The sequence below is a fragment of the Bacillus sp. EB106-04-02-XG92 genome, assembly GCF_058791995.1.
Map to the genome: position 1 here is coordinate 107,449 of NZ_JBYTEA010000013.1, position 25,682 is coordinate 133,130.

Genomic DNA, 25,682 nt, shown 5'->3' on the forward strand with positions numbered 1-25,682 from the left:
AAGAGGGCTGGGAATTTGAATTGGATGTGTGTGTTGGATTCAAATGGTATACAATATTCATCATTCTCAAATATTCTTGAATTTAAAAATGGGGGGTCATTTAATTGATATCAGTTGCAGCAAAATTATCTTCATTTGAAATAATTAAGAAGAAGCGAAAAGATTTTGAGCAAGGCAGTATGAAAGACTTCGAAATTGATAGAGTACCAGTAGTCTATATTCAACGAGATAAGAAGAATTTATATGTAGGTAAGTCCACAGATATATATGAGCGTTTTGTTGCGCATTTATGTGATGAAAGTAAAACATTCAATGAAGTTATTGTAATAAAAAGCGAATTATTTAATGAAAGTTCAATTAAGCATATTGAAACATTGTTAATTGAATATTTATCTGCAGATGATAAATTTAACCTACTGAATAAAGTAAGGGGCCAAAAGATTCATACTTATAACGGGATTGAAAATGTTCAGAGTATGTTTAAGAGAATTTGGAATCAGTTAATTGAAGAAGGGATAGCTAGTGAGAAGTTAGGTGAGATACATAATAAATTTATTTATAAATATTCACCATTTAAAGACCTATCGGCTAATCAAATTGAGGTATGTAAAGACATTTTTAATACGATGCTTACCACTTCAAATAGTCGACATTTGATTACAGGGGACCCGGGTACCGGTAAAACAATTGTATTAACAAATATCTTATATGCGCTTGCTTATGACAATGAAACTGGTAAAGCACGAGAGGGTTTGAATTATGAAGATATAGCACTTGTTGTTCCGCAAACTCACTCATTAAATTTATATAAGAGCTTAATGAACAAACTAGGTCTACAAAGTATTACAGTACTGTCACCTTCACAATTTATTAAGCAGGCAAAAGGTAGGGGCACAAAATATAAATATGTTTTTGTGGACGAAGCACATCGTCTGAAACAATATTTTGGTAAACAAGCACGTGATTTAAAACATTTAGTCACTGATAATGGTTATACAACTGAGTTGGAGCTAATAGAAACATATGCATATCACTTAACTGTGGTTTATGATCCATACCAAACAATTCGACCTGCAGATATAGATACAGATGTCTTCCAACAGTTGACAGTGAATTATAAGAGGCATCCCTTACATAAACAATTCCGTTTAAAATCTGGAGAGCAATATTTAGCATGGCTGCGTAAATATCTACAAATAGCAAATAATGTTGGCGTTTATGAGGAAGGATTATTACAGGGTTATGACTTTAAAGTAATGGACTCTATTACAGAATTAAATGATTCTATCAAATCTTTAAATAAAGAATATGAATTATGTCGTGTAGTCGCAGGCTATTCTTGGAAATGGGCCACACAAAAGGATAAGAATCTATATGATATAAAAGATCCTGTTACAGGTAATACATTTATATGGAACTCAAAGGTAAAAGATTGGATTAATTTTAAAAACAGTGTAGAGGAAATAGGATGTATTCATACTACTCAGGGTGCTGATTTAAATTATATTGGTGTGATTTTAGGAGCAGAAATTGATTGCTATTACACAGGTGAAGAAAATGGAGACTACGATTTGAATAAAGCAGAAATCATCGTCAATCCAAAAGAGTATAAAGATCGAAATGGCCTTCCAATTAAGGGGACCGATTTAAATAATGTAGAGTTAACATCTTATATTAAACGAATTTATTACGTATTATTATCTCGAGGGATAAATGGATGTTATGTCTATGCAGTAAATCAAAATATGCAAAGATATTTAAAGGAAATAGTAAAAGTAAGTCAATAATTATAAAAAGGGGTTACAGAATTTACGATACGGGAAAGCCCACACAGGACCTTCGTCAGCTGGCCCCTTTAGGGGAGAGTCAACTTAATGCAGTGACCCCTGTCAATTAGACAGCATTTAAAAAGCTTAACTAAGAAACTTGAGTTCTACATTTATTCAAACGTATTTGTTTAACTTTAAATAGTGTTATATAAGTAAAAAAATCCATTTAGATCATCTAAATGGATTTTTTTGCGTTTCTAGATATGACTATTGATAAATTGGTGGTTAGCCAAAATAAAAAACGAGCTAACTTCTCATAGATAACTGTGGGAAGATAATAATTTTGTTTTGTGAGTCCTTCGAAATATTTGTAAATAGAGATGATGTTATTTATTGATTAATTAAGTTGTTGACGTTTGGAGACCAGTTTAATTGACCTAATAGCGATGTATCGGTATTCCTAAAAAACTTACCTTTGGCATTAGGGAAATTAAATAGGGTGATAATGATTACAAGTAGATTAGGTTTCTTGTGAATTTTGAATGAAAGGTCTTATCCAAAGTTGAGAAAAATCCACATATCCAAAATATTTCATCTTAATATTCGTTAAATCTGATGAAAAAGGAATTTGACGTGTTTCATAGTATAAGGGAATCATGATAGAGGATTCTATCAGTTCCTTTTCAAGATTCTTATTTAATAAAGCCCACTCTTCAAAATGTGTATGTTTATATTTAGATAGTTGTTTTCTAAGTGATTTATTTGTTTTTAACACTTTAGCTAATGGTGAATATCTAGCTGTTAAAAAATAATAAAATGATATCTCTTGATTCATCTCAAATACTTCACCATGAATAAAAAGGTCGACTTGTTCATTAAGTTTTTCATCCCTAAGATAGTTTTCAAATGGAACCCATTTAACTTGAAAAGGTATATTTTCTTTTTCTAAGATATTCATTAACCATTTTGTAGTCGCTTCTGTATACTGAGTAGCTTTTATAATAAGTGGTTCTTTAAAGTCGGGACGTTTTCTTTTTGGAATATTGATTTGATGATCTATGTCTTTCAAGCAGCTCTTAACGTTTGGAGTTTTTTGAGAATCATATTCATGAATATGATTTATATTGTTAGCGATAATAGAATGTAAGTAATTACGAACATCTATGTGCTGAATGGAAGAATGGCGCCAAGCATTCATAATTATAACGCCAAAACCGGAATTCCTTTCTACTTGAAAAGTAGAATTACATTTATGGTGTTTAGAAGATTGATAAATAGTATCAAATTCTAGAGGGACCTGAATGAATTCTACTGTATCTAGCAATGGTCTTTCTTGAAAATAATCATGAAATGCTATCAATGATGTTTTCTCCAGATTATTCTCTCCTATATAAAAACCACCGGTTCCAATAATTTGACCGTTATTTTCTTTATAAATACTTGTATTTATCATACATAACATTTGTAAACAATAACTACACCCCTTTGGATAATGTATATCAATAATTAATGGTGATACAACTTCTATTTTTTCTATGGGTGCCCATAAATCTTTATAGTATGTATGACTGCGTAATTTTGAGAGACATAGTTTCACATCAGACGCTGTTAAGATGGATCCATCATGAAATTTTATAGACTTTTTTAAATATAGTCTAAGCGTAGATTGAGTTACATCCCAACTATGAGCTATTTCAGGGAATATGTTCCCCTTTTCATTCATATAAACAAGTCGATTGAAAACATTTGCGACAATATGTGCACTATGTACATCGGCAGCCTCGAGCGGATGTGTTGTTAAAAAGGGCTTTCTTCTAGGAATAATTAATTTATCATCTGAATTATGTATATAGCCAAATTTTGAATGAAACTTAGTCATTAAGCGTAGTTTACTGTTTGGAGACCAATTATATAGTAAATATTTACTACTTTTTTCAACAGGCTGTTGGTCCATAATTTCCATTACTTGTGACTCATAGATTTGTTCTATATTTTTCAACCATTGAAGAGAGGAGGGATTTCCTCTACCTTTTCCAGAAATGAAAGTCAGCCAACCTTCATCCATCCATTTATGTAAGTAACGTACTGTTTGCTTTGTACTTAAATTTAAAAAATCTGCTAGGTCTTGTATTTTTATATTTCCTGAAGAAAATGATTGCCATAGATTCAGTAAAGTTTTATCCATTTTCCTATCTCCTTTTATAAGTGGACATGTTTTTCTGAAGTTGTCCATTTTTAATTTGATAAGTCTAGTTTAATATAACATTAGACAAGGGGAGGAGATACGATGAATTGGAAAGAATTTGAGCAAAATATAAAAGTACGCTTAATTACATCATTTTTTAATCGTGCTGTTACATCAGCAGTAATGCCTTTTATGGCATTGTTTTTTGCTCAAGAAATAAATAAAGTATGGGCTGGTTTATTTTTAATCTTAACGGTTATGTTAAGTTTTTTTTCAAATTTAATTGGAGGTTACATTTCAGATCGATTTCAAAGAAAGAAAATCTTATTGTTAACTTCTTTTTCTAGTACTTTGATGTTTTTATTCATGACTTTAAGCTTATATCCGACGGATAAGATGATTTGGTTATTTGCAATCGCTTATGTAGGTTTTATAATAACTAGCAGTCTTGGGCGTCCATCCATGCAGGCTATCATCATAGACTCAACTACACCGGAAAATCGAAAGGCTGTCTATACAATTGACTATTGGCTTATGAATCTTTCTATGGCAATTGGTGCAGCATTAGGTGGTTTTTTATACATTAATCATCAACAAGAGTTGTTTATACTACTGACTTGTGTTTCTGCTACAGTACCGATTGCTTATAAAATTTGGCTAGTTACAGAAGTTAAAGAGTGCTTAGAAAAAAGGCAGGAGAATATAGTACTTGATCTAATTCAAAATTATAAAATTGCTATTCAAGATAGAGCATTTTTAAGAGTTGTAATAGGATCTACCTGTATATTTGCAGCAGAGTTTTCTTTAAACAGTTATATTGGTGTACGACTTTCAGAAACATTCAATCCAATAAGCATTGGGGATTTTGAAATAGTAGGAGTGAGGATGCTAAGTATTCTTAACATACAAAATATGCTTTTAGTAGTATGTTTAACGTTTATTATAAATAAAATTACAGATCATCTAACTGGGAAAAAAGCGTTACTTTTAGGTCTTGTGCTCTATGGGATAGGCTATGTGGCAGTAACATCTTCAAACACATGGTACGTACTGATTATTTTTAACTTTATCGCTACTGTTGGTGAACTTGTCTACTCACCAATCAGAAATGCAGAACAAGCTAATATGATTCCGGCTGACAAGAGAGGATCATATTCTGCCTTTGCGGGTCTATCAGATATTGGGGCGGACCTAATTGCAAGAATGACTATTATCGTCGGTGCATTCTTAATTCCTACGATGATGTCTGTTTATATTGGTATGATTGTAATAATAGGTGCATTTTTCCTATATAAGGGTCTGTTTGCTAGAACTAGTAGTCATTCACAGGGAAGATTGGATAAAATTTCAATATAATATAATGCCTAAAATGAAATATACACTATTCTTTCTATAGAGTCGTAGGATAGGTGTGTAAAGAGGGATTATTCAATTTTGGAGGAATTATCATGGTAAAATATATTTCGATTCTTGGTTCAACTGGATCAATTGGTACGTCTGCATTAGATGTAGTCACTTCTCATCCGGAAAATTTTAAAATTATTGGTTTAACGGCAAATCACAATATTGACCTTCTCGAACAACAAATACATACATTTCAACCTCGAATTGTAAGCGTTAGCACAAAAGAATTAGCAGATGCACTTCGGAAGCGAATTTCTACGGGCACAAAAGTCGCATATGGAATAGATGGATTAATTGAAGTTGCAACTCACACTGATTCTAATCTTATATTATCTTCAGTTGTCGGTGTTTCTGGTCTGCTTCCAACAATTGAAGCTTTAAAAGCGAAGAAAGATATAGCAATTGCGAACAAAGAAACATTAGTTGCGGCAGGGCATATTGTGACAGATTTAGCGAAACGAAACGGCTGCCGCTTAATTCCAGTAGACAGTGAGCACTCTGCCATTTTTCAATGCTTAAATGGGGAAAATACTCAAGAAATCGAGAGGGTTATTGTTACTGCTTCAGGCGGTGCATTTCGAGATAAAACGCGTGAGGAAATGGAAATCTTACAAGCTAAAGATGCCTTAAAGCATCCCAACTGGTTAATGGGGGCAAAACTAACCATTGATTCAGCTACATTAATGAACAAAGGCTTTGAAATCATGGAAGCACGTTGGTTATTTGATATCCCATATGAGAAAATTGATGTTTTAATTCATAAAGAAAGTATTATTCATTCTTTAGTTGAATTTATAGATGGCTCTATCATGGCACAGCTCGGTGCCCCTGACATGAGAATACCGATTCAATATGCGTTTCATTATCCAACTAGATTACAATCAAACTTTAAAAAATTAAACCTATTAGAGATAGCTAGCCTACATTTTGAAAAACCAAATTTCGAAAAATTCCCTTGCCTACATTATGCATATGAATCCGGAAAAATTGGTGGTACAACACCTGCTGTCTTAAATGCAGCGAATGAAATTGCTAATGCGCTATATTTACAAAATAAAATTTCATTTTTTGATATTGAAAAAACAATTTATTCAACTCTTGAAGCTCATCATAGCATTGCAAATCCAAATTTGGAAACAGTATTAGACGCAGATCATTGGGCTAGAGAATATGCAAACGATTTATTAATTAGAAAATGAAAAAAGAGCTAGAACAAAACTTGTCTTTTTTGGCTCTCCATTTTACGTGTTCTTCTGCTTTAATATATTTACGTTCACGGAATTGTAAAGAAATGTATTGAAGATATCGCATGCAGAAGGATTTATAGTAATTATTAGTTATGGTCATTGGGAAAGTTCTTTTTATTAATATAAGCTATAAACGGAATAAAGAAACCTAAAAAAATTGGAGGTAATTATGAAAACTTTGATATATATGGTTAGACACGGAGATTCACCAAAGTCTGGAAAAGAAGGAACAAGAGGATTAACTGAAAAAGGAAAATTAGATGTTCAACAAATAACTGATATATTACAAGGTGAGGGAATCGACGTTGTTATCTCAAGTCCATACAATCGTTCAATTCTAACTGTTCAGCAGTTAGCAAAGCAAATAGGACAAGAAGTTTTAGTATTTGAAGACTTAAAAGAGAGAATCTTTATTGCTGAAGAGGAACGAATGTCGGATAAAGAATTATTTCCTTTGATAAAAAAGTCATTTTTAGACCCCGACTTTGCTTTAAAGGGAGGAGAGTCTAATGTCGACTGTCAGAAACGTGCTATAAAAGTCTTAAAAGGATTATTAAACACCTATCAAGGACAGAAAGTAGTAGTAGGCACTCATGGAGCTGTAATGACTTTGATGATGGGGTATTATGACAGTAAGTATGATTTAAATTTTTTACTTCAGACATCAAAACCAGATATATATAGAATGGAGTTTAATGGACAGGAATTGGTGGAGGTTAAAAGATTGTGGGAAATTTAATAGATTGACTTTATTCATCCGTAGCTTCCCAAAATGAAGTGTATTATAAGAAAAGGGTTACTGCGGTAATCCTTTTTCTTATGGCACTGACGGGGATTGAGTTCAACAATCTAAAAAATTAGGTTTCTTAGCGTACAAAATTCACTTTTTGTTTGTACTATTCTGAGGTGAAAAGGGAGAAGATGTTTTTTGGGCAGGATATCTTTAAATTTATTTTTTAAATCAATCCTATTTTTTTTCTTATGCGGTATGGTTATTTATTCTATATTTCAGATTATTTTTGTCTGGAGTGTTTCGACAGGATTAGGGAGGGATGATTTAGTCGGATTTTCTGATAATAAGTATGTAATTGGCCGTCCGCCTGTTAGCTATAATTTATATAAAAAAGATAGTGGAGAAACTATATTAGATAATGTTAATGGTTATAAAAAGGGGAAAACTAAAAGCTATGTTCGAAATGAAGTTGAATTTGTAGTGATAGATGAGATAAAGGGTAGCTATGACCTGTATAAAATAGAAAATGCTTCAGAAAAGGAGATAGAACCGCTGAAAGAAATGAAGGAATTAGAATAATAGAGACTATCTGAAAGGTAAAGAAGCACGCTTGTTATTGTTAGATCTAAAAGATAATTTAGACTAATAACTGAGTTTAATTTCATGAAAAGAGTATAATCTTTCCTTTCCATATGTTATTTATCATTTAATACCTACTTAAATTATTTCTTTAAGTTACATTTATAAAATATCTTGATATAAACCTATGTATTTTGTAATATATAGGTATATTGTTAGTTTATTTGATTCCGTTTATTCCCACACCTTAAGTGTTGTGGTTGAGTTGTAGAAGTAAGTGTTTTTCTTACTTTAATTTTGAAAGGGCTTCTTTGAGCCGATTAGTGTATTTAGCTTATTTTGCTATGCACAATTAATCGACTTGAGGAGGCCTTTTTTGTTTAGGTTTAAACAGGTATAAATATATATTTCTGTATAAAACAATAGATTAAAATAAGAAGTTTATATAGGGGGAGAATACATATGAGTAATTAATTTGTTTATCAGGGAAATTGGAGGGATATGTAGTTTTTTAACGTTAAATGTATACATGGATACTTGAAACTGTGATTTTAAAATAGATACATAATTGATTTGCGAATCACAGTGAAAATAACTATAGAGAAGTTTCGTAGACGACATCAACGTACTCATTATTAGAAGAATAAATTGAAGTCTACTATAAATTTTAGAAAAAGCGTATCAATTGATACGTTTTTTCTTGTTTTTCTAGTAAATATGAGGTACGATTTGAAAGGGGAAAGAATTTTAATGCATATTAGCTTTCAAAATAGAGAGACAAAAAAGCACACTAACTTTACAATCAGGGAGATTGAGCAGTACATATTAGAGTTTAAAAAATTAATTAAAAATAATCGATTTACGGTTTCTCGAAATGAAAAAAGGAAAGAGAATAGTGAATTTTTAGAGGCTAATAAGATTAACGCTAGTAAAGTGAAAGAGATTCTTCTTAATATAGGAGTACGTGATTTTTGTTATGCAGTTGATAATAAAAATCCAAATTTTGCTCATGAGAAATTGTATATCTTTTGTCCACAATATGAGCTAGATGATTGGGGACAAAATAAGTCGGTAGACATATATATTAAGACGAATCTGATTGAAAATAAGGATAGGAACAAATACATGATTGTTGTATCCTTTCATAAAAGGAATAAACCAGTCACTTATCTTTTTAGGTAAAGATAAGTGACTAATGGTTTTAGAATAAGGGAGGATTTTTATAATGGTTTTATGTGAGTTTTGTCGTGATATGGTAAAGTATTCTACTAAAGATGTTCCAAAAGTGACAGTCATTAGAGGGAAGCAATATCATTACGTAGGTAAAGAAGCAAATTGCGCAGAGTGTAAATCTGAAATATTTGTTCCTAACATTCATGATTATAATTTAGAACAATTAGATCACGTATATAGACAACAGGAACAGTTAGTTACTATTTCTGAGATAAGAGAGATTTTAGAAAAATATAAGATTGGAAAACGTCCGTTATCTTTGCTATTAGGTTGGGGAGAGGTTACTCTAACAAGATATGTAAATGGAGATATCCCGACAAAGCAGTACTCGGATATATTGAAAAGATTAAGTAAGGATCAATCTTTTATGCTAGATATTCTGGAAAGAAATAAAGATTTAATTACTCAAAAAGCATATAGGGTTTCTAAAGAAGCAATTGCAAAGCTACAAAAAAATGAGGATTTTACTTCTATGCAAACCACGAAAATCGAGGAAGTTGCTAACTATTTGTTATATAAAAATGATGATGTTACTCCTTTAGCTCTTCAAAAGCTTTTATACTACTCGCAAGGATTTTGTAGGGTGTTTACTGGAACATATTTATTTGAAGATGATTGTGAAGTAGGAAGTCACGGCCCGGTATATCGAGTTATTTTTGATAAATACAAAGGATATCAGTACGACAATCTTGAAATTAATTATGATAGTACAAATCAGTTAACTCAAATAGAAAAGGAGCTATTAGAGTGTGTAGTTAATACTTTAGGGTGTTATAGTGGGAAGAGTTTAGAGAAAATGATTCTATTTGACTTACCTTGGGCAGTAGCTGATCTAGAATTAGAAGATAATGATTTGTGTAAACCTATCTTAGAAAAAGAAAAGATAAATAATTGCTTTAACACAATAAAACAGGCATATAATTTAGTAACTATTTCTGATATTAGACAATATAGTATAAGAGTATTTGATAAAATAAACAATTAAGTGTTGTAACTATATCATTTTTAATATGATTGATATATGGATTGTTTTACTGTTAATTGCACTTATGTAAATGTATTAAAAGATAGTACTAATTATAAAGGGATAAGGCGTGTAGAATATAAACACTTTTACCACGATGTAAATATGCATATTAAATAAAAAGTAAAGTGAATTGATACATTATATGGTAAAATGATATATATGAATGCGCTTTATGAAATAAATTTTATGCTTTGGACCTTTAGCTCAGCTGGTTAGAGCAAACGGCTCATAACCGTTCGGTCGTAGGTTCGAGTCCTACAAGGTCCACTTATAAACAAGGAGAAAGCACTCAAATGAGTGCTTTCTCCTTGTTTATAATAAATAAAGGGGATTGTGACATGAAAATAATTGATTTAGAGACAGAAAGAAAAAAGAAGGAAAAATTAATGGTAACTATTCCAATTATAGAACTAATGTATGGAGAAAAAGGTGAAATTGAATTTAAAGTAGTAGGAAAAAAAGTTGTTCCACAATCCATGTTTAAGAATTAAACTACTTTTATTTCTTATAGGCTGTAGGGTCGTTATGTGGGAGATTTCTAAGTATGGAATCCTCGTGGATACTAATAAAAGGAAAAATTAAAAGTTATGTTCGAAATGGAGGTGATTTTGTAGTGATAAAGGTAGATTTCTTGTAAAATACACAAAAAGACCGTCACAGTATTGTGACGGAAAATAAAAAAATTCTGATGGTTTAATACTATCATTGTTTATTTGGAGTTTTTAAAGCATCTAACACTATTTTGGTTGCTTCTGCAATAAGCTTATCATCGTATTTAGCATCCTCTTTATCATGATTAGAAAGTATTGCAAGAACAATTGGCTTTTTATTTGGTGGCCAAATAATTGCGATATCATTTCGGGTTCCATAAGATCCCGATCCCGTCTTATCAGCTACTTCCCAACCTCCCGGAACTCCAGCACGAATTAATTTGTCTCCTGTAGTGTTCCTTTTCATCCAATCTATTAATAAATTCCGTTTCTCAGTTGAAAGTATATCTCCTAGCGCGAAAGCCTGCAGACTAGTAGCTAATGCTTTTGGGGTACTAGTATCATGAATCTCTCCTGGATGCACTTCATTTAATTCTGGTTCAAAACGTTCAGGGTTTGTAACAATATCTCCTATTTCTATCAGTGACTTTTTGAATTCACTTGGCCCACCTAATTGTTTAAGAATAAGATTTTGTGCAGTATTATCACTATATCGAAGGGAAGCATCTGCAAGCTCTTTCAGGGTCATACCTGTATCAACATACTTTTCGGTAATTGGATTGTAATTAATAAGATCTTCACGAGTATACAAAATTCTTTGATTTAGATCTTCTATTGATTTCTTTTGCAAAAGTACTCCTACGGCTAAAGCTTTGTGGGTAGAAGCGTATGCAAACCGCTCATCTGATTGATAAGTAACGGTTTGATTCGTATCAGTGTCCAAGGCATAAATGCCGAGTTTAGCATCAAATTCTTTTTCAAGCTTAGCAAAAGAATGATTAACTGTATTTTCTTGTTTGGCCTGTTTAGGTGGTTCAGATTGAGTATTACTATTGGAACAGCCTATAAGCGTTGCGCATGAAAGAAATAATACAGGTACAATCTTTTTGTAAGGTAACATGTTAAAAAACTTGTTCAAGACTATCATAAATTTTCAACCTCTTTCAAAAATATATGTTTTTTTTCTAGGTGTTCTAAATATCAATACAATTAAAGAGTGTATAGGGTAACATTCTTCTTGCATCACTCTTATCATAAACACCTGTTTTATACGTATAATGAATAGACAATCTAAGTAGCAAGTTTGTTCCGTTTAAAGAGAAATAAGAAGATGTTTTTAGAATTCATTACCTTAAACAATAGACATTTAGGGTAAAGGAGATTTATTTTAATTCCATAATTGTGGAAACGTTAAAGTAGAAATTTAAATTTTTTTGTAAAAAAGAATTGACTTTCGAGTTCGTTGTAACTAATATGGTTACATAAGGTGTAACTTATCCAGTTACAACGAAGTCCTGTTTTAAGAAAAAAGATTTATATATGTAATTGAGGATAGCGGTCTATACGTTGTCGTCCAGTACAGGAAGTTACTACTATATTAACAACTATGCATATTTTAATCGGTAGTGTTTCCTGCTTTAGAGCCATAACGTGCAGAGTTATCTTTTATGAATAATTTTAGTTGATATTTTTTTGGAAGGATTAGTTTTTGGGGAAAATAATAAGGTTGCTAAAAAAGATGCACTTTTATAAATCCAAAAGCTAGCTAGGAATTTTCAAGTGATAGCTGGACTAGCTAATAAAAATAAAGGTAGGGGATTTAAATGGAGAAAAAACAAGATAACCTTATATACGTATGGGACGCATATTGTGGATGGTGCTATGGTTTTTCAGAAAGTATTAAAGGATTTTACAAAGAACATACTGAAATGCCGTTAACAGTTTTATGTGGAGGATTATTTTTAGATGATCTACCAATAAAAAATTTCTCATATATAGAAGAGGGAAATAAAAGAATTAATCAACTTACAGGTGCAGAATTTGGTCCTTCCTATCAAAAATTGGTGGAAGAAGGGACTTTTAAAATGAATTCGAAAGATGCTGCAATGGGCTTTTCAGCTTTACGTTCATTGGCGCCAGACCGTTTATTAGAATTTACGTCTGCTATGCAAAAAGCGTTTTATTATGAGGGCCGAAGTCTGAGTGATCCTGAAACATATCGCAAGATTGCAATCGAGCATGGTTTGGACCCTGAACAAGTATTAGAACGTTTAAATGCTCAAGAAACAATAATAGATGTCCAAAATGATTTCAATAAAGTTCGACAGCTTGGTGTTAATAGCTATCCTTCCTTACTTTTACAAAAGGATAATCAAATTATTCCTATTGGTGGTGGGGTAATGACGCCAGATAAAATCGAAGCACGTTTTAAAAATTTATATTAAGAAAACTTAGGCTATAGTAGCAAACATGTTAGTTGATGCCAACCGAAATACATCTCCCGAATATTTGCTGGTGCTATTAAACTTTTAGGTGAATTGAAGAGGGAGCTTCTGTCGGAACAAGATAAAAATATGTTAACTAGTTAATAATTTTAACAAAAGGAGAATAATATTCTATGTTTAAAACAATCGATACAAATCATAAAGATGTGAAATTAACAGTGTTTAGTTCGGATGAAAAAAGTTTTATGGTCACTGCAACCTTAGTTGAGAAAGCAGGACATGCATTTTTAATAAACTCAAAATTTACTCAATCTGATTCGAAAGAAATTGTGGATTATTTGAAAAACAATAACTTATCTCTAGATAAAATCTTTATTATCCATGGAGATCCTGATTACTATTTTGGGTTAGAAAGTATAAAAGCTGCTTACCCAGAAGCTATAGCATATGCTACAGAGTCTACGGTTGAACATATTGTTCATTCTGTATTAGGGAAATTAAAAGTTTGGAAAGATGCACTTGGAGAAAATGCACCAAGTAATGTGGTATTACCTCAAGTGTTTAAGGAGGAAGCTATTGATTTTCAGGGACTAACATTTGAACTAGTTGGTTTAGATCATTACAGAACTAGCTTATTTAATAGAGAACTGAAATTATTAATTGGAGGAATAGATGTATTTAACGAAATCCATCTATTCTTAGCAGATACTAGTTCAAAAGCAGCAATGGAGGCATGGATTGAGAACTTGAAAGTGTTACAGGCTTTAAATGCTGACGTAATTGTACCGAGCCATGGATCAATTGAAAAATCCTTAGATAATCAAGCGATTACTGCAACTATGGATTATTTAAGAACTGCAATTCACGCTTCTGAGGAAAGTAAAACTTCAAAAGATTTTGTAGCAAAACTTGAAACAGCATATCCAGGCTATGCTAATAAAGGTGTATTAGAATTAAGTGCAAAAGTTGTAACAAAAGAAATGCCTTGGGGTTAATGCTATGAACAAATATCAAAAACTATTACATGAAACATATGTGTTAACTGGCGAAGGAAAATTGGATGTTTTCAAAACGTATTTAAATGAAAAAGTATCTTGGACAGAGGCTGCTGGATTTCCATATGCGGGTACTTATATAGGTCCAGATGAAGTAGTGAAAAACGTACATGAACGCCTTGGAACTGAATGGGATAATTATAGCGCTAAAGATGAAATTTATGCTTTTAATAACAATACTGTTATTGTGTATGGAAAATATAGTGGAACATATAAAACTACAGGGAAATCATTTGTAGCAGATTTTTGTCATCTTTATGAGTTTGATGAGAACGATAAGGTTAAAAAGTTTATTCAAATCGTGGATAGTGCAGCTGTTAATGAGGTATTAAGTTAGAGTTACTAGTTTCTAACATTCCTCGTATAGGGAGTATTGTTAGGAAAGATGGATTTTCCTAACAATATCTCTTACATCACATTCTGGGTAAGGTTTATCCTTTATCGGGTGTGTTATCGAATAGGAATCATAAAATTAGAAGAGGTAGGTATATATGAAATTAGAGAAAAATTTAATAGTAATAATTATTTCTGTGTTTATTTTAGGAATTGTGTCGACTTTGATATTTCAAGCTTCAACTGGTAATACCAAAGGTCATTCAACAAAGAGTGAGAATGTTGCAACAGTATCGAAAGATAATGTGACAGAAAAAGAACAGAATAAAAAGATGGTAGTTGATTTCTATAATGAAGTTTTTAACAAACATAATATCAATATTATCCCTAAATATGTAAGTGAAGATTATAAGCAACATAATCCTTTTGTTGCTGATGGACGAAAAGCCTTCATGGATTTCTTTAAGGAGGACTTTGTTAAAAATCCAAATTCCTCTGCAGAAATTAAACGTGTAGTGGCTGAAGGAGATACAGTTGCTCTTCATGTACATTCTCGTACTAATTCTCAAGATAAGGGAGTTGCTATAGTAGATATTTTTCGTATAAAGGATGGGAAGATTGTAGAGCACTGGGATGTAATTCAAGAGATTCCAAATGAGGCAGCTAATAATAATACGATGTTTTAGGCAGAAGATATATCTAATATGTGTTTAATTGTTAGAAATGTATAGAATCTTGAAATTTAGAAAAATTATGTTTTAAGCTGAGTAAAAATAAAGGGATGCCCTAGATATGGTACTAGGACATCTCTTTTTGTTTTAACGAGATTTAATTTGTAGGGTGCTTATTGCATGTATTTGTTTATCATTTAATTTTAATACTGCACCGTTATAAAATTAGATTTCCATATTAGTTTGTAAGAAAGGATGAACGTGGTCCAGCAAGACATGCATCTATACGATCTACTTGGCCTTTTGTAAACATAAACATAGTATCATCATGAACATAGTCCATAAAATTCATAAACATATCTCCATTTGGTCCATTATTACATGAAGTGTGTGGGAATGTCGGTTTTCCGTAATTTGGTTCTCCTTGATTGGGTGTATCATCAACTCTATCTGAACCACTACAAATGTCAGGTAAACGTTGATCGTCACCCCAAATATGATATAGGTTAAACCAATGTCCAATTTCATGCGTAGCTGTTCGTCCTAAATGGTAGGGTACTGTCGCAGTACCTGTAGTGCCAAAATATTTGTATTCTATAACTACACCATCTGTTTTAGTGGAACCGCCTGGAAATTGTGCATAACCTAAGACCTCTTCACCGTCGTCGTCTAAAATTTGAGGACATACCCACAAGTTTAAGTATTTATCAGATGGCCATGCATCTGTTCCACCTTTATTTTTAAATTTGACAGGATTATTCCTCATCAAAAATGATTGATTGGTTGTATGGGAACGAGTGATGCCATTTGTTTGATTTCCATTAGGATCTTTTGTAGCAAGAAAGAATTCTACTCTAGCATCACTTACAGAATCTTTAAATGCAGAAGGTACATTTGCGATATCAGGGTTTGTTGCTCGAAAATCACGATTTAAAACATCTATTTGACTTTGGACTTGTTCATCTGAGATGTTTTGTTCCTCAGTATTCCATACAACATGGACTACTACAGGGATTTTGACAACCGGCCTTTCTGATTCTAAATGCGCACTATTTAGAAATTCGTTTGTGACACGTTCAATTTCCGCACGTGCATTTTTATATTGCTCAGACTCTTCTAGTAATTTTTGATGAAGCTCAATGGTTGCGCATCTACGCAAAGTAGGTGTATTTGTTCTTTCTGATGAGTTAGTTTGATTTGGCATTATAATTTCTCCTTTTAGCTGATATCCTGTAAGTTTCCTTGAATATTTCAAATAATGTTTGATTCGAAAACTATTGTAAAAATGTTTATTGTTTTTTATTCTTAATAAATTCTTCAGTCATTTTTTCGATTTTTTCTCGTTCTTCTCTGTATTCTTTTGATTCTTTCAATAAATTTTCGTGCATACACATAGTTCCACAATTACGCCTGATAGGGGAAGTTTCTTTTGAATCATCTGTTGTATTGTTAAAACTTTCTTCATGGGTAGAGTTTTTCATGAAAATTCCCTCTTTCATTCTAAATTTGTAATTTGAGAAGCAATAAAGCCTATATTCATTCGTAAAATATCGAGAGCAAGTGGATAATGGATATGCTCGAGAGTATCGTTTGCGGTATGATCATTAGGATTCAAAGAGTCTTCGCCCTCTATTGTTAAAACAGCAGGTATTCCCTTATTAAGAAAAGATACATGGTCACTATCAAATGGATTAAGAGATACCTTAACATCGAGATCCGTATATAAAGATGCTGCATTTTTTAATCCATTAATGAGCTCTTCAGATAAAGGTGAACCTTCAATTAATGCTGCTGGTGTCGAAGTGTTTAATTTTCCTATCATGTCCATATTAATAACTGCTCGAACGCGATTTTTATCTGGAGTAGGTAGGTTCTCAACATATTGTTTACTACCTAATAATCCTTGTTCTTCTCCTCCAAAAAGGATAAAGCGCAGATCATGTTGTACGGGAATGTCTTTGAATACACGAGCAATTTCCAAAACTCCTGCACTACCACTGCCATTATCATCGGCTCCAGGAGCATTAGATGAAGGCCATCCACTATGGTTAACAGAATCAAGATGGGCAGTAATAATAATTAAGTGTTTCTCTTCATCACGATTTGTACCCATTTTATTTGCGATAACATTTTGGCTATCTTCATTATTTACGCGTATTGTTTCGCTACTAGTTGTATATCCCATTTCATTTAATATCTCACGAGTCCACGTTGCGGCTTCTTCATAAAAAGAGCTAGTAGAAAACCTTGTTGGATATGATACTAAATGTGTTAAATATGATTGAAACTGATTTTCGCTTACTTGATTAACTAGTGATTGTATAGAATTTACAAGTGTAGACTGATTATGAAAACTGCCGGAAATAAGTAATTCGTTTTCAGTATCATTAGTACCACCAGGGACAATAGGTTCTCTCATTCTTATAATTTCACCACCTTAATTATATTTTTGCTTAGAAAGCAGTATTTCAAATATAACTTGTGAACGAACTCATACGTTTATACAAGCATTAACTGGTAAATTTATATTTATCATAGTTAATTATTTATATATATATGAAGTTAAACGACATTTTTGGATGTAAATACCATTTGGAAGTATTGTTTAAATCTTAGATAATCCTCAAAAGTTTCAGGGTTAGAGAAATATAAATATCTCATTTTAAAAATGTATTAGACTAAAAAATGAATATTAGATTTTTGTAATGTAAAGAACGAGATTTTAAAAAAATGCTTTGAATAAAATGAGTGGCTTTAGATTGCTGTTCATGGGTTTTAAAGATAAAAAAGTAATATTCTTCATGATGTATATAAGGAGAAAATGAAGTTATATTTTTGATAAGTAAAAAATAAAGTTTTATGCTGCATTACATATTAATTACATTCAAATCAAACAATAGCATCCGATGGTCTTTATTTAAATCTAATGAGGTGAAGTTAATGAGTCATAGAAATTCATTTGTGAATGGACAAAATGCAATATCTTTAATTCCTTTCCGAGTATTAGAAATGGCTTCAAGTGTAGCTGAAATACCTAGTGGAGTAAAACTGATACATGCTCCGTCAGTATGGGAGAAAAGTGAGAAAGGAAAGGATATAGTTATTGCGGTTTTAGATACAGGTTGCAATACTGAACATATTGATTTAAAAGATCGTATTATTGGGGGATATAACTTTACAACGGATTATGAAAGTGATCCCAATAATTTTTTAGACAACCACGGGCATGGTACACATGTAGCGGGAATAATTGCGGCTTCTGAGAACAATACGGGAGTTATTGGGGTAGCCCCATTAGCTAAATTACTAATTTTAAAAGTGTTTGATGGAAAGGGAAAATCATCAAATGAATGGATTACAGATGGAATCATTAATGCAATAAACTGGAGAGGCCCTAAGGGAGAGAAGGTTAGAATCATTTCTATGTCCCTAAGTGGAAAAAAAGATGCCTATTGCATACATGAAGCGATAAAGTTAGCAGTAAATAATAACATACTTGTTGTATGCGCGGCTGGAAATGATGGGGACTGTAGAGAAGAAACAAATGAACTGAGATATCCAGGGGCATATCAAGAAGTAGTGGAGGTTGGTTCAGTAGATATAAATAAAAAAATTGCGTGTAAAAGTAATTCTAATAATCATTTAGATTTAGTGGCACCAGGTGAAGAGATTTGGTCAACTGATAAAGATGGCGGATATGCTAAATTGAGTGGTACTTCAATGGCAACCCCACATGTTTCAGGGGCAGCTGCATTAATTATTAAACAAAGTGAAAAAGAATTTAAAAGAATATTATCAGAAAGTGAAATTTATGGCCAATTGATAAAAAGAACTACTAACATCGGATATTCTCCGTTTTTAGTAGGAAATGGAATAATAGACTTATCAAGAGAGTGTTAAGTGAAGTGTAACATTGAAATCGTAGTAAAAACTCTTCTATAGGCAAGAAGAGTTTTTTAGTGAGTCTATAGCGTTCTGGGGGATTAGTATTTTTATTATTAATAACTATAAATAATTATATATAAATATAATGTATTTGTGTTATTATATTTATGTTGGAAAATAAAGTATATTTTTATTTACAAAAATAATTAGGATAAGAAGGGGAAATAGCATGAAAATGAAAAAAATGATTTTAACAGGTGCAGTACTTGCAGCAACAACTTTAACATCTTTAACAAATGTACAGGCAGATACAACATTTAAAGATGTTCCTACTGATCATTGGTCATATAAAGCAATTATGGATCTAAAAGAGAAAAATATCGTAGCTGGTTATGGAAATGGCATTTTTGGTTTCGGTGATAATATTACACGTGGTCAAGTTGCTAGATTGCTTTATGTATACTTGAAACCAGTAGATGTAGATGCTAAATTTCAAAATCCATTTACGGATATAAAAGGTTCTATGTTCGAAAAAGAAATCTTAGCAATTACAAAAGCAGGGATTATGAGTGGATATGGTGATGGAAAGTTCGGACCAAATGAGGTCTTGAATCGTGAACAATTAGCAGCTGTTTTAACACAAGCATTCGATTTAAAAACAACAACTGTCACTACTTTTAAAGATGTTGACAAAAATTATTGGGCTACGAAGGCAATCAGTGCAGTGCAGGAAAGTAAAATTGCTGCTGGTACAGGAAGTAACTTATTCGATCCAAAAAGAGTTGTAACCCGTGAGCAATATGCACAGTTTTTATACAATGGAATTAATAGTGTGAACAAACCAGAAACAAAACCAGAAACAAAACCAGAGACAAAACCAGAAACAAAACCAGAGACAAAACCAGAAACAAAACCAGAGACAAAACCAGAAACAAAACCAGAAACAAAACCAGAAACAAAACCAGAGACAAAACCAGAAACAAAACCAGAAACAAAGCCAGAGACAAAACCAGGAGTAACGCCAATAGGTATTCCCAATGCGTTAGTGACAGAAGATTTTTTCTTTGATAGATATTCAATTGAGATTTCACCTGTAAGAGAGGAATCTATTTCTAAAAAAGGTCAAAATCTTGTTACTGAAGTAAATAAGAAATATAATGCGAATTTCAGATATAGATACGTTGCATCAGAAATTGATTTATATACTCCTAATTTGCCAAGAATGATTGATTCTCATGGTTCATTTTCGTTTGTTGGGAAGGATAAAGATAATTTCTATTTCGTGTTTGTCGTTGACAAATCAACTGTTGAGCTAGCGGAAAACTGGATGCATATGATAAATCCGAGTTTCACCCTTGATAAAGAGATTGATAGACTAGTAAATCCAAGTCCAGAATTAAAAAAAGAAATTGATAGTTTTGTAAAAAATAATAAGGATTATATTAATCGTTTTGAAAAAGATAATCATAGCGTAGAAATAGCTATAAGTCCTCTACATTCAATAAGCCCTGGAGAGTCTGTAGTTACTCTAAATCCAAATTACTCTATTTTACATGTTTCTGTACAAGCAAAATAATATTTAAGTAATGTATCGATTTTCGTACAGAGAAGTATGGACAATATTAGAGGTTAAAGGTTTTTCGAAAAAGACCGACTGTTATTGAAGTGCACCCCAATTGTTAGACACATAATTAACAATTGGAGGTGCATTTTTATATTCGATTTAACTGTATAGATTTTTTTAACAATAGATACTATTTCATTTCTTTTGCTTTAACGATGGAGCATTCTCTTTTTTTCGTAAGCGTTTGAACCAATAATTAAAATGTCTTAATTCCTTTAGCAAGGTTTGTAAAATTCTAACAGTTCAACTGGAATATTATTTTTGTATGCTATACATGCTTTTGTATCACCAGGCTGAATGGTCTTTTTGTCAATTAACAAAAGCGCAGCAAACGTGTTTGCTTCTATCTCTAATTTATCAACGGAAAAGAATGTATTCTTACGCAGAAAAGGTGTATTTGCATGAGTATGTAGAACCGCATGTCCTAATTCATGAGCACAAACAGTTCTCTGCATAAATGGAGATAAATTAGTATTAATAACAATGAAACGATTTCTTTTTTCATATTTATAAAAACCATTTATTTCTTCATGTAAATTCCATGTTAGTACATGTATTTTTAAGTAATCTGCAAGCTCATAGGGGTTTGTCGTGTTGTATTTGTTGCTAAGTTGTTGGACTAGATCTCTAATGACGAATTTCAATGTATTCCCTCCTAAGCTCGCATCAAATATCGTCTGGTTTACGATATTTCTTAGGCACGTATTTTTTATTGATTACTTTCGTTTGTTTTACAATATACTCCATTGCATCTAATAGTGATTCTACAGCTTCTTGACTCATAGGTTCACCAGAGAACATTAAGCCATCTTCGCCTTGTAGGTCTTTCTTTATTTCTTCCATTCTTTTTGCAATGTCTTTCTCATCTTTTGGCGTTAATTGCTTCTTAGTTTCATCTGTAACAGCTCGTCCTAGTAAATAGTCCGCTGAAACTGAAAAGCAATCCGCTAATTTAGTTAGAACATCATGTGGAGGGAATCTTTCTTCTGATTCGTAGTAACCTATCATTCTTTGGGATACTCCAATTTTTTCAGCCAGTTGTTTTTGTGTTAAATTTTCTTTTTTTCGTAAGGATTTTATTCTAACGCCGATCATATTGTTCACCTCTTTAATTGAACTAATTGTTCTCTTTGGGTATATCTTAGCACAAAAAGTTCCTTTTTGCATTGACAAAGAACAATTAGTTTTTTAATCTGTATTTAGAACTAATTGTTCTTGTGGGGGTGAATTAATGGGCAACAAAATGTAAGATTTGAAAAAGAATTTATATAAAGAACTTGCTAGCTATTGTGGGGTTACGGAACGATATATTTGAATGATTGATCAAAAAGAAAGAACCCCTTCAATGAGAATTGCTAGAAAGATTGCAAAGTTTTTTGAGATGAGTGTAGATGATATTTTTTTTAATAATAAATCGAACTTTAAGTTCTTTTTAACCTCGTGTTGGTGTGAAAAGGGTGGAAAATAGATTTTGTAATGAGAAAGTTAATGGTAGTGAGTACCGAACTTTGAAAGTAGATATTTGTTCTAAACAATAATGGAGGGATAGATATTATGGGGATTTGTAGAGTTAAAAAGGATTATAATTATTCCGTCATAAATAATACAGGGTTAAAAGATAAAAGGCTTTCTTGGAAGGCGAAGGGGATATTAGCATACATACTTACACTTCCAGATGATTGGGTGTTTTATAGAGAGGAACTATCCCAGCACGCAAAAGATGGTATTAATAGCTTAAGAGCTGGAATGAAGGAATTAAAAGAGTATGGGTATATTAAAAGATTTCCGATTAAAGATGCAAAAAACAAAATTGTTAGATGGGAGACTATTATTTACGAAATCCCATTGGATGATTTTCCACCAGTGGAAAACCCACCTGTTGATAATCCTACTGCTGGGAACCTACCGGTGGAAAAACTTAAGCTACTAAATACTGATATACAAAGTACTAAAGAACTAAATACAGATATACCAAATACAAATTATCATCATGATAATCAAGATAAATCACTATCACAAAGATTAATGGATGAAGATTTTAAAATAGCTTATAGCTATTTGCTGAAAAACGGTATTCCGCTAAGTAAAACAGCTATCCCAGAGCTTGGTGGATTTTGCGGAGCATTGGGCATTGAATTGATTCTTGAAGCAGTAAATAGATCTATTGATGAAAACGTACCAAAGTGGAGGTATGTACGTGGAATTCTTAAAAATTGGGAAATCCAAGGGGTAAAAACAATAAATGATATTGCTAAATTAGATGTACAGTTTGATCTTAAAAAGAATAAAAAAGAAATTGGTTCGGGATATACCAAACGAATTGAAATGGTACCGGAATGGTTGCATCAACAAGAAGGTGAAAGCCCTAGGGAACACCCCCATAAAAATACTCAATCAACTATAGATGAAGAGCGTGAGAGATTAAAGACTTTATTAAAAAAATATAAATCATAAGAAATATTTATAAACTTTTATAATTTTTTAATGAAGGTTATCTTAACTTTGGAGATTACAATAAACACAGGATTTAAATAAAGAAAAGTAGGGGATTATGATATGTTTGACTGGCTGAAGGATTATCAGAAACTAGAAGAAGAAATCGCATATTTAGAATATAATTTAGATAAATCAAAAGTAGAGTTAAAGCGCTGGACTAGTGGAGACTTGCAAAATGTACGATTAACTGCTGAATCGGAAGGAGCTAAAGTAGAAGGTCGGATTGAAGCTATTGAATATGAATTAGGACATAAGATGAATGAAATGTTCAATTTAAAAGTTTTAATTAATAAATTTGCAGGATTAGATCATCAAATACTCAAAATGAAGTATGTTGATGGAATGACTTTAGAACAAATAGCGTTTGACTTGCATTATAGTACAGGCTATATCCGAAGAAAACATGCTGAAATAAGAAAGATTGTCAAGTTTTTAGAGAGGTTTTAATGTTACCTTTTTGTAGGCTACATGCAGTGTACAGAAAGTATTGAAAAAGTGATTTATAGTAGTAATATAAGATTTCGACGAAAGAGCAACTATTTTATGGTTGCTCTTTTTGTTGTGAAAGAAGGTGAGCAACATGAAGTAATTTTATAGGTTAACAGGTATTTGACTGATGGTCATATTTCGTAAAGTAGTAGTATTTTAGACAAAAATAATAGGGAAATAAGGAGATGTTTAATAATGAGTATATTAGCTGCTTCAGCTAAAACAAAGAATCTGCCACAACAAGTGTTACGTTGGCAATCGATGGTAGAAAGTGAATGTTCTGCACAAGGTGTTTCTGAGTTGGTTCCTTACGTACTTGGAATTATTATGGTGGAAAGTGGAGGGAACTCTGAAACAACACCTGATATTATGCAGTCAAGTGAATCACAAGGCTGGTCAATGAATACAATTAAAAATCCTAAAGATTCAATTTATTATGGAGTAAAGCATTTAAAAGGAGCTTTTGATGATGCGAAAAAAAATGGTATTACAGATTTAAGTGCCATTGTTCAATCATATAATTTTGGACGAGCTTACCTTCGCTGGTTAGCTTCTAACAATAAACAACATTCATTACCGGTAGCGGATCTGTACTCTAAAACGGTTGTTGCGCCATCGCTTGGAAATACAACAGGTGCCATGGTTCGATATAGTAACCCGATTGCTGTGGCCTACAATGGTGGTTACCGATATAAAAATGGAGGGAATTTCTTCTACGCTGAAATTGTTAAACAATATGTAGATTTTAATGCAGGTGGAGTTCCGCAACCAGAAGGAATTGGGTTCGCAAAATCAATATACTGGGAAGGCTATGGTATTAACTATTACGATGGACCACATGGTAAATATATTGCGGACTTTACGACAGCAGCAGAAGTATTATACTGGGATGCGTACTGGGGAGAAGATAATGATGTTTGGTTAGATTTAGGTAGAAGCCGATGGGTAAAAGCAGAGCATTATTATTGGAGACCTTTTAAAGCCATATCAAAATTCCCAGAAGGATATGAAGTAAGCTATTGTGATGGAATTGACGGCGCATACAAAGGCAGTATTAATTCAAAAGAACCTCTCACAGTATTCTTCCGTAAAGACGGCTGGATTGATATTGGTGGGAATCGTTGGACACCAGAGAAACACTTTGACATTGTAGATATTCGATAAAAAACAGCTCTGTAAAGGGTTGTTTTTTATCTTTAAACGGTGTTTTAGGCAAGAAGAGTTAGTTATATAGAATAATAGCTTTCAATATCTTTGGCTAATTTCAGTGACATTTAACTTATGGTTACAAGATGGATATTTTAAAAGTAGATAACAATAGGGAAATGTTCTGTCTTGTTCATTTTAAGGTTGGAAAACCTACAATATATTTAAAAATAATAAATATAAACAATATAGAAATAGAAAGGAAGATTTATATGGCAACATTTATTTATCCAACAGATACAAAGAGAGTAACAAGTGGTTTTAGGGGTGACAGACCAGATCATCATGGGATAGACCTTGCCGAAGCAGGCTATCATCCGATTTATGCAGCGGCTAGTGGGAAAGTTAGTCGTTCGTATCTTTCATCTAGTTACGGTGAATGTATTATGATTGTTCATAATATTAATGGAGTTACATGGGAAACTGTATACGCTCATATGCGAAGTGGTTCTCGTACAGTTAAAGAAGGCGATTCTGTTACACAAGGACAAACAATCGGGGTTATGGGAGAAACAGGACAGGCTTATGGTCAACATTTACATTTTGAAATGCATAAAGGCGGTTGGAATATTAATAAGAGTAATGCTGTGAATCCATTAGACTACTTGGGAAAAGGTGGCGTTGTTGGTACACCGCAACCAGAAGGAATTGGGTTCGCAAAATCAATATACTGGGAAGGCTATGGTATTAACTATTACGATGGACCACATGGTAAATATATTGCGGACTTTACGACAGCAGCAGAAGTATTATACTGGGATGCGTACTGGGGAGAAGATAATGATGTTTGGTTAGATTTAGGTAGAAGCCG

25 protein-coding genes, 1 tRNA gene and 1 pseudogene are annotated in these 25,682 nt (G+C 32.3%); 20 read left to right on the top strand and 7 right to left on the bottom strand.

All coding sequences use genetic code 11. The features are described from left to right. The first annotated feature begins 104 nt into the window (after window positions 1-104). A complete protein-coding gene (locus tag AC3WVA_RS24465; protein ID WP_492322230.1) occupies window positions 105-1,787 on the top strand; it encodes a DUF2075 domain-containing protein in 1,683 nt (560 codons plus the stop codon). Window positions 1,788-2,289: 502 nt separating this feature from the next. Here AC3WVA_RS24465 and AC3WVA_RS24470 read toward each other — a convergent pair. After that, entirely contained in the window at window positions 2,290-3,954 is a 1,665-nt protein-coding gene (locus tag AC3WVA_RS24470) for an ABC transporter substrate-binding protein (RefSeq protein ID WP_492322231.1), read from the bottom strand. 102 nt (window positions 3,955-4,056) lie between these two features. Between AC3WVA_RS24470 and AC3WVA_RS24475 the strand changes: the two genes are divergently transcribed. From AC3WVA_RS24475 to AC3WVA_RS24510, 8 genes are all read left to right on the top strand, one after another. Next, window positions 4,057-5,310 carry an MDR family MFS transporter gene (locus tag AC3WVA_RS24475; RefSeq protein ID WP_492322232.1) on the top strand — a complete coding sequence of 418 codons (1,254 nt, stop codon included), beginning with the start codon at window positions 4,057-4,059 and terminating at the stop codon, window positions 5,308-5,310. A gap of 92 nt (window positions 5,311-5,402) precedes the next feature. Then, on the top strand, window positions 5,403-6,557 hold the full coding sequence (locus AC3WVA_RS24480; RefSeq protein ID WP_492322233.1) for a 1-deoxy-D-xylulose-5-phosphate reductoisomerase: 1,155 nt from the start codon (window positions 5,403-5,405) through the stop codon (window positions 6,555-6,557). 217 nt (window positions 6,558-6,774) lie between these two features. Continuing rightward, window positions 6,775-7,344 (top strand): histidine phosphatase family protein, encoded by a 570-nt coding sequence (locus AC3WVA_RS24485; RefSeq protein WP_492322234.1) that lies wholly within the window; start codon window positions 6,775-6,777, stop codon window positions 7,342-7,344. Between the two features lie 189 nt (window positions 7,345-7,533). Then, window positions 7,534-7,917 carry a hypothetical protein gene (locus AC3WVA_RS24490; protein ID WP_492322235.1) on the top strand — a complete coding sequence of 128 codons (384 nt, stop codon included), beginning with the start codon at window positions 7,534-7,536 and terminating at the stop codon, window positions 7,915-7,917. A gap of 750 nt (window positions 7,918-8,667) precedes the next feature. Continuing rightward, on the top strand, window positions 8,668-9,099 hold the full coding sequence (locus AC3WVA_RS24495; protein WP_195757049.1) for a hypothetical protein: 432 nt from the start codon (window positions 8,668-8,670) through the stop codon (window positions 9,097-9,099). Between the two features lie 40 nt (window positions 9,100-9,139). Further along, window positions 9,140-10,135: a type II toxin-antitoxin system antitoxin SocA domain-containing protein gene (locus AC3WVA_RS24500; protein ID WP_341014293.1), complete on the top strand. Its 996-nt coding sequence runs from the start codon at window positions 9,140-9,142 to the stop codon at window positions 10,133-10,135. Window positions 10,136-10,370: 235 nt separating this feature from the next. After that, window positions 10,371-10,444: transfer RNA gene (locus AC3WVA_RS24505), tRNA-Ile, on the top strand. A 71-nt stretch (window positions 10,445-10,515) separates the two neighbouring features. Continuing rightward, complete coding sequence (locus AC3WVA_RS24510) at window positions 10,516-10,668, top strand: hypothetical protein (protein ID WP_153597078.1); 153 nt, start codon at window positions 10,516-10,518, stop codon at window positions 10,666-10,668. Between the two features lie 211 nt (window positions 10,669-10,879). Here AC3WVA_RS24510 and bla read toward each other — a convergent pair whose 3' ends face one another. Then, window positions 10,880-11,806 carry a class A beta-lactamase gene (gene bla, locus AC3WVA_RS24515; RefSeq protein ID WP_414635087.1) on the bottom strand — a complete coding sequence of 309 codons (927 nt, stop codon included), beginning with the start codon at window positions 11,804-11,806 and terminating at the stop codon, window positions 10,880-10,882. A 685-nt stretch (window positions 11,807-12,491) separates the two neighbouring features. On the opposite strand from bla, the gene AC3WVA_RS24520 reads away from it, so the two are divergent. The 4 genes from AC3WVA_RS24520 to AC3WVA_RS24535 all read left to right on the top strand — a co-directional run bounded on the left by AC3WVA_RS24520 (window position 12,492) and on the right by AC3WVA_RS24535 (window position 15,186). Further along, on the top strand, window positions 12,492-13,112 hold the full coding sequence (locus AC3WVA_RS24520; protein ID WP_492322236.1) for a DsbA family protein: 621 nt from the start codon (window positions 12,492-12,494) through the stop codon (window positions 13,110-13,112). A gap of 173 nt (window positions 13,113-13,285) precedes the next feature. Continuing rightward, window positions 13,286-14,107: an MBL fold metallo-hydrolase gene (locus AC3WVA_RS24525; protein ID WP_429604376.1), complete on the top strand. Its 822-nt coding sequence runs from the start codon at window positions 13,286-13,288 to the stop codon at window positions 14,105-14,107. Between the two features lie 4 nt (window positions 14,108-14,111). Beyond that, window positions 14,112-14,504 (top strand): nuclear transport factor 2 family protein, encoded by a 393-nt coding sequence (locus tag AC3WVA_RS24530; RefSeq protein WP_492322237.1) that lies wholly within the window; start codon window positions 14,112-14,114, stop codon window positions 14,502-14,504. 154 nt (window positions 14,505-14,658) lie between these two features. After that, on the top strand, window positions 14,659-15,186 hold the full coding sequence (locus tag AC3WVA_RS24535; RefSeq protein ID WP_102718961.1) for a nuclear transport factor 2 family protein: 528 nt from the start codon (window positions 14,659-14,661) through the stop codon (window positions 15,184-15,186). A 223-nt stretch (window positions 15,187-15,409) separates the two neighbouring features. Here AC3WVA_RS24535 and AC3WVA_RS24540 read toward each other — a convergent pair whose 3' ends face one another. From AC3WVA_RS24540 to AC3WVA_RS24550, 3 genes are all read right to left on the bottom strand, one after another. Then, a complete protein-coding gene (locus AC3WVA_RS24540) occupies window positions 15,410-16,375 on the bottom strand; it encodes a zinc metalloprotease (protein WP_492322238.1) in 966 nt (321 codons plus the stop codon). Between the two features lie 85 nt (window positions 16,376-16,460). Then, complete coding sequence (locus AC3WVA_RS24545; RefSeq protein WP_098650555.1) at window positions 16,461-16,652, bottom strand: hypothetical protein; 192 nt, start codon at window positions 16,650-16,652, stop codon at window positions 16,461-16,463. Between the two features lie 14 nt (window positions 16,653-16,666). Then, window positions 16,667-17,590 carry a M28 family metallopeptidase gene (locus AC3WVA_RS24550; RefSeq protein ID WP_492322239.1) on the bottom strand — a complete coding sequence of 308 codons (924 nt, stop codon included), beginning with the start codon at window positions 17,588-17,590 and terminating at the stop codon, window positions 16,667-16,669. Between the two features lie 521 nt (window positions 17,591-18,111). Here AC3WVA_RS24550 and AC3WVA_RS24555 point away from each other — a divergent pair. Beyond that, window positions 18,112-19,071, top strand: a complete 960-nt coding sequence (locus AC3WVA_RS24555) for a S8 family peptidase (RefSeq protein WP_492322240.1) — start codon at window positions 18,112-18,114, stop codon at window positions 19,069-19,071. Between the two features lie 214 nt (window positions 19,072-19,285). Beyond that, window positions 19,286-20,632 carry an S-layer homology domain-containing protein gene (locus tag AC3WVA_RS24560; RefSeq protein ID WP_492322241.1) on the top strand — a complete coding sequence of 449 codons (1,347 nt, stop codon included), beginning with the start codon at window positions 19,286-19,288 and terminating at the stop codon, window positions 20,630-20,632. Window positions 20,633-20,895: 263 nt separating this feature from the next. Here AC3WVA_RS24560 and AC3WVA_RS24565 read toward each other — a convergent pair whose 3' ends face one another. Next, window positions 20,896-21,324, bottom strand: a complete 429-nt coding sequence (locus AC3WVA_RS24565; protein ID WP_272513079.1) for an ImmA/IrrE family metallo-endopeptidase — start codon at window positions 21,322-21,324, stop codon at window positions 20,896-20,898. Window positions 21,325-21,346: 22 nt separating this feature from the next. Next, complete coding sequence (locus AC3WVA_RS24570; RefSeq protein ID WP_098375465.1) at window positions 21,347-21,775, bottom strand: helix-turn-helix domain-containing protein; 429 nt, start codon at window positions 21,773-21,775, stop codon at window positions 21,347-21,349. A 157-nt stretch (window positions 21,776-21,932) separates the two neighbouring features. Between AC3WVA_RS24570 and AC3WVA_RS24575 the strand changes: the two are divergent. The 5 genes and pseudogenes from AC3WVA_RS24575 to AC3WVA_RS24595 form a co-directional block, all read left to right on the top strand. After that, window positions 21,933-22,148: pseudogene (locus AC3WVA_RS24575) on the top strand (helix-turn-helix transcriptional regulator). A gap of 86 nt (window positions 22,149-22,234) precedes the next feature. After that, on the top strand, window positions 22,235-23,134 hold the full coding sequence (locus AC3WVA_RS24580; protein ID WP_492322242.1) for a DnaD domain-containing protein: 900 nt from the start codon (window positions 22,235-22,237) through the stop codon (window positions 23,132-23,134). Window positions 23,135-23,236: 102 nt separating this feature from the next. Next, window positions 23,237-23,623, top strand: a complete 387-nt coding sequence (locus tag AC3WVA_RS24585) for a hypothetical protein (protein ID WP_492322243.1) — start codon at window positions 23,237-23,239, stop codon at window positions 23,621-23,623. 237 nt (window positions 23,624-23,860) lie between these two features. Further along, on the top strand, window positions 23,861-24,829 hold the full coding sequence (locus tag AC3WVA_RS24590; protein WP_272513075.1) for a lysozyme family protein: 969 nt from the start codon (window positions 23,861-23,863) through the stop codon (window positions 24,827-24,829). Window positions 24,830-25,083: 254 nt separating this feature from the next. Then, window positions 25,084-25,682 (top strand): M23 family metallopeptidase (locus AC3WVA_RS24595; RefSeq protein WP_492322244.1); only part of this gene is annotated, 599 nt, incomplete at its 3' end.

Excerpts from the sequence above, each read along its gene's own strand:
- AC3WVA_RS24470 (WP_492322231.1), bottom strand. The coding sequence starts at position 3,954 with ATGGATAAAACTTTACTGAATCTATGGCAATCATTTTCTTCAGGAAAT.
- AC3WVA_RS24475 (WP_492322232.1), top strand. The coding sequence starts at position 4,057 with ATGAATTGGAAAGAATTTGAGCAAAATATAAAAGTACGCTTAATTACA.
- AC3WVA_RS24480 (WP_492322233.1), top strand. The coding sequence starts at position 5,403 with ATGGTAAAATATATTTCGATTCTTGGTTCAACTGGATCAATTGGTACG.
- AC3WVA_RS24485 (WP_492322234.1), top strand. The coding sequence starts at position 6,775 with ATGAAAACTTTGATATATATGGTTAGACACGGAGATTCACCAAAGTCT.
- AC3WVA_RS24495 (WP_195757049.1), top strand. The coding sequence starts at position 8,668 with ATGCATATTAGCTTTCAAAATAGAGAGACAAAAAAGCACACTAACTTT.
- AC3WVA_RS24510 (WP_153597078.1), top strand. The coding sequence starts at position 10,516 with ATGAAAATAATTGATTTAGAGACAGAAAGAAAAAAGAAGGAAAAATTA.
- AC3WVA_RS24520 (WP_492322236.1), top strand. The coding sequence starts at position 12,492 with ATGGAGAAAAAACAAGATAACCTTATATACGTATGGGACGCATATTGT.
- AC3WVA_RS24525 (WP_429604376.1), top strand. The coding sequence starts at position 13,286 with ATGTTTAAAACAATCGATACAAATCATAAAGATGTGAAATTAACAGTG.
- AC3WVA_RS24530 (WP_492322237.1), top strand. The coding sequence starts at position 14,112 with ATGAACAAATATCAAAAACTATTACATGAAACATATGTGTTAACTGGC.
- AC3WVA_RS24535 (WP_102718961.1), top strand. The coding sequence starts at position 14,659 with ATGAAATTAGAGAAAAATTTAATAGTAATAATTATTTCTGTGTTTATT.
- AC3WVA_RS24540 (WP_492322238.1), bottom strand. The coding sequence starts at position 16,375 with ATGCCAAATCAAACTAACTCATCAGAAAGAACAAATACACCTACTTTG.
- AC3WVA_RS24545 (WP_098650555.1), bottom strand. The coding sequence starts at position 16,652 with ATGAAAAACTCTACCCATGAAGAAAGTTTTAACAATACAACAGATGAT.
- AC3WVA_RS24550 (WP_492322239.1), bottom strand. The coding sequence starts at position 17,590 with ATGAGAGAACCTATTGTCCCTGGTGGTACTAATGATACTGAAAACGAA.
- AC3WVA_RS24555 (WP_492322240.1), top strand. The coding sequence starts at position 18,112 with ATGAGTCATAGAAATTCATTTGTGAATGGACAAAATGCAATATCTTTA.
- AC3WVA_RS24560 (WP_492322241.1), top strand. The coding sequence starts at position 19,286 with ATGAAAATGAAAAAAATGATTTTAACAGGTGCAGTACTTGCAGCAACA.
- AC3WVA_RS24570 (WP_098375465.1), bottom strand. The coding sequence starts at position 21,775 with ATGATCGGCGTTAGAATAAAATCCTTACGAAAAAAAGAAAATTTAACA.
- AC3WVA_RS24580 (WP_492322242.1), top strand. The coding sequence starts at position 22,235 with ATGGGGATTTGTAGAGTTAAAAAGGATTATAATTATTCCGTCATAAAT.
- AC3WVA_RS24585 (WP_492322243.1), top strand. The coding sequence starts at position 23,237 with ATGTTTGACTGGCTGAAGGATTATCAGAAACTAGAAGAAGAAATCGCA.
- AC3WVA_RS24590 (WP_272513075.1), top strand. The coding sequence starts at position 23,861 with ATGAGTATATTAGCTGCTTCAGCTAAAACAAAGAATCTGCCACAACAA.